5 protein-coding genes are annotated in these 3709 nt (G+C 38.4%); all 5 read right to left on the bottom strand.

Translation table 11 applies throughout. From position 1 onward, the window contains the following. Positions 1-486: Maf family protein (locus VJ937_RS12835; protein WP_324067735.1), on the bottom strand; the 486-nt coding region annotated here is incomplete at its 3' end. Further along, entirely contained in the window at positions 483-1439 is a 957-nt protein-coding gene (locus VJ937_RS12830; protein WP_324067733.1) for a geranylgeranylglycerol-phosphate geranylgeranyltransferase, read from the bottom strand. The genes VJ937_RS12835 and VJ937_RS12830, both read right to left, overlap by 4 nt. Positions 1440-1481: 42 nt before the next feature. Beyond that, positions 1482-1988 carry a KdsC family phosphatase gene (locus tag VJ937_RS12825; protein WP_324067731.1) on the bottom strand — a complete coding sequence of 169 codons (507 nt, stop codon included), beginning with the start codon at positions 1986-1988 and terminating at the stop codon, positions 1482-1484. Positions 1989-2183: 195 nt separating this feature from the next. After that, positions 2184-2960: a Rossmann-like and DUF2520 domain-containing protein gene (locus VJ937_RS12820; protein ID WP_324067729.1), complete on the bottom strand. Its 777-nt coding sequence runs from the start codon at positions 2958-2960 to the stop codon at positions 2184-2186. Then, positions 2953-3627, bottom strand: coding sequence for a GIN domain-containing protein (locus VJ937_RS12815; RefSeq protein WP_324067728.1), 675 nt, complete (start codon positions 3625-3627; stop codon positions 2953-2955). Before VJ937_RS12815 ends, VJ937_RS12820 begins: the two co-directional genes overlap by 8 nt. Between the last annotated feature and the right edge of the window lie 82 nt (positions 3628-3709).

The following is a 3709-nucleotide window of genomic DNA, read 5'->3' as shown; positions in this document are numbered from 1 at the left end:
AAACCATTCCTGAATGCCATAAGCTCCGGCTTTATCATATGGTTGCTCTTTTTCTATATACTTTGCAATGAGTTCGTCTGATAATTCTTCAAAAGTAACCCGGGTGCTTCCATGGAACAGGTAGTAATTCGAAGCATCGCGTACACATACACCGGTAATTACATCATGACTGGTTGCCGACAAGGCTCTTAACATTTCGGCAGCTTCATTTTTATTGGATGGTTTACCCAATATCCGTTCATTTAGAGCTACGATGGTATCTGCAGTAATAATGATCTGGTTTTTTGAAGGGGTGCTAAAGACACTTGCTTTTTTTTCAGCTAAGTATTCTGCAACTTCTCTGGGTTTTAAGTTGCCCGGATACGTCTCTTCAACTTTTTTTTGTTGCACAGTGAACGCTAATCCCAGTGCTTGCAATAACTCCTGTCTTCTGGGCGATCCAGAGGCTAAAATTATATCTTTATTTGCGTTGATATATTCAATCATACAATTTGAAGTACATTATATCTGACAATGAGTGCGTAAAGAAGGCCCGTAAACATTACAATTTTCATTAGCTGACTGATGCGATGAAATTGACGCTTTTTGTGGGCAAAGTGCAATAGATACATGTGTAATAATAATGGTAAAATAATTAGCGTAGAGATGTAAACCCATGAAAACCAGTCGAAAACTACTCTGGATGCCACATAAATGATGGCCAGTATGGTGGCCAGGGTTAGAACTTGTACGACCCATTTTGTGCTTTTTAGGCCAAGTACAATCGGAACTGATTTTCTTCCATAACGCATATCACCGCGAATATCTTCAAAATCTTTAACGATTTCACGAATCAGGTTTGTCATAAATGCAAAAAAGGAGAAGGCAGTAACCCACAGCGCAATTATATAAAGGTTTTGCTGAAGTGGTCCTTCGCCAAAAAGCATGATACCTTCATTGGCCTGATAAGTGTATTCAAACAACAGTACCTGGAAAGGCACCATTGCTGTTAAAAGTGAAACTATAATGTTGCCTATTAAAAACATTCTTTTGTAAGTGGTGGAATAGAACCAGAATATACCACTCACAAATGCATAAACTGCGGCTACCCACCAAAGATGCACCTGCCAGGCCAGCCATAGCCCGATTAGCACTGCAAGAGAATTAAATATAATGTGCCAGGTTATAGCACCGATGCGACTCATTTTTTGTCCAACCACCACTTTTCCCGGCTTGTTTATAAGATCTATTTTCCGGTCGAAATAATCATTAATAATATAACCACCTGAGCCCAGAAACATAGTAGCCAAAACCATGAGCCAGAATTCTCGCAGGGGCATTACCGGGCTCATGCCACTTATATGCAACATAGGTTCCATTACTGCAAAACGTATTGCGGCCATTACCAGCGGGATGATAATAAGATTGGGCCATCTGATAAGTCTTAAAAAAGCCTGCATATATTGTATGTTTTAATATTTGATTATTAGAACCTGTTGCATCTAAATAACCCACTTGCCCTGCGCTCTCAGCACTTGCTCAATTACATCACGTACGCATCCTTCTCCACCTTTTTTGTCTGATATGTAATCTGATATTTGTTTGATCTCCGAATCAGCATCAGCTGGACAAGTTGGAATACCGGTCAACTTCATTACTTTGTAATCGGGCATATCGTCGCCCATATAAAGCACCGATGCCGGATCAATGTCGTGTTGAGCGATAAAATGATTTAAATCTTCTACCTTATTCTTTGATGGCAGGTATATATCCTTTACCCCAAGCTTGTTGAAACGCCATCTTACTGGTTCATCTTCACCTCCCGTAATAATCCCGATTTTGTATCCTTGTTCAGCGGCATGTTTAACGGCAAATCCATCACGTATGTTCATTTGTCGTGCCAGTTCCCCTCCCGGAAGTAAATATAGCGTGCCATTCGTAAACACGCCGTCTACATCGAAAACAAATACTTTTATATTGTTCAGTTGTTCTTTAAAGTTCTTCTTCATCTGTCTTTATTTTAAGCTCCCTGGAATCAAACTTAGATCAGGACATTTCACAGTTATTGATGCATTTTCATTTTTTGGTTTTCATATTCAAAGTAACTGCTTTGGTATTGCATCTTTTGTGCTTCTATGCATGCTTTATCAGATAAATCACCATACGAAGGCATAAAGATAATAAATCATCAAGGCTTTTTTGCCTCAACTGTGCCGTTTTTTAATCCAATTGGAGAGTTGTTCATATTTTTGTGCCATATCAGCATCAAGCTGATTGATGTGTCTGGTCAGGGTTGCCTTGTCATTTCTTACAGCCGGACCTGTTTGCATATTCTCCGGGGCATTTGAAAGCACCTTATCGGCAGTCTCTTTTATCAGCGGTTTTAATACTTCAAAAGGTAAATTATGATTATCCAATATGTCTTTTCCATAGGTGTACATAAGGTTTGTAAAATTACAAACAAAAACGGCAGCTGTATGTATTTGTAACCGCTCATTACTGTTTACTTGCAAAACACTTGAAGAGATATTGTTGGCAATATCAGATAGTTGCTTGTTAGCGTAATCGCTGTTTGTTTCAATTAAAACCGGCAAGTTTTCGAAATTTACCTTTCGTCGGACCGAAAAGGTTTGTAAGGGATATAATACACCAGCATGCTTATGGTATTGTGCGATTACGTCTATTGGCTGACTGCCTGCAGTATGCACAATTACCTGATTGCTTTGCATAGCAAGCTTTGCGGATATTTGTTCTATCGCACTATCTGTAACAGCCATAATTACAATATCACCTGTAAGATCATTAAGGTTATCGGTCCACTTAATGTCAAAGTTTTTTGCAAATTTTTTTGCGTGTTGGGGATTTCTCGAAAATACGTAATCTATTAAATAGCCTTTACTGAGTAATGCCGGAACAAGTGAGTGGGCCACATTTCCTGCACCAATCACAGATATTGAAAAATTACTTTGCATTTTATTCATAAAGGTATATTTCGCCAAAAAGGGTTGTCGATTTTATGATCGCCTTTTTAAGCAGCTTTATTTCACCGCCAAATGTAGAGCGTACCTGAGCCTCTTCTGTCGGTGTGGCGGCTATAAATCCACCAGTTCTTGCAATTAATTTGGCTCTTTTCAGGGCGAGGCTGTCTGTCCTTATTTTACCTCCTGAGTGCGCTTTGGCTTCTAAATATTCTGCCTTACCTGCCAGTTCAATAAATGCTCCGGAGGTACACTTTGCTTCTGCAGATTTAACCGACAATTTTGTTTCAAGTTCAGCGCCTGATGTTGCTGTAAGGTAAACTACATCTTTGAATATATCATTTCTGATATCGGTTTCTGCACCTCTCGACATGGTTAGACTGGAGAATTTGGGTAAATAGGCGTCTATAACAACCTTGCCTCCTTCAATATCTAGAGGTTCCACTCTAATAAGCAGTTCGTTGTTTGTGTATTTGGTATAGATGTCTTTGAGCGAAACTTTATTGCTTTCAATTACTACTTCAACATCTTCAGCCAGGTGAAAGTTAATTTGCATTTTACCATCAACAATTACTTTATCAGGGGCATTAAATCTTCTGGTTTCCTGAGTTTTTTGTGCAAATACCGAAAAGTTCATCAGTATTAAAATAAGCAGAGTTATGTGTTTCATAATTATATATATTAATTTTTGATTATTTTTTTTCTATGTCACTTATATAGAGACGCATATTGAATTGATACTATTGTATGAA

The organism is Salinivirga sp. (assembly GCF_035268865.1).
Lineage (GTDB): Bacteria > Bacteroidota > Bacteroidia > Bacteroidales > Salinivirgaceae > Salinivirga.
This window is presented reverse-complemented; position numbering and strand designations above follow the sequence as displayed.

Excerpts from the sequence above, each read along its gene's own strand:
- VJ937_RS12820 (WP_324067729.1), bottom strand. The coding sequence starts at position 2,960 with ATGAATAAAATGCAAAGTAATTTTTCAATATCTGTGATTGGTGCAGGA.
- VJ937_RS12825 (WP_324067731.1), bottom strand. The coding sequence starts at position 1,988 with ATGAAGAAGAACTTTAAAGAACAACTGAACAATATAAAAGTATTTGTT.
- VJ937_RS12815 (WP_324067728.1), bottom strand. The coding sequence starts at position 3,627 with ATGAAACACATAACTCTGCTTATTTTAATACTGATGAACTTTTCGGTA.
- VJ937_RS12830 (WP_324067733.1), bottom strand. The coding sequence starts at position 1,439 with ATGCAGGCTTTTTTAAGACTTATCAGATGGCCCAATCTTATTATCATC.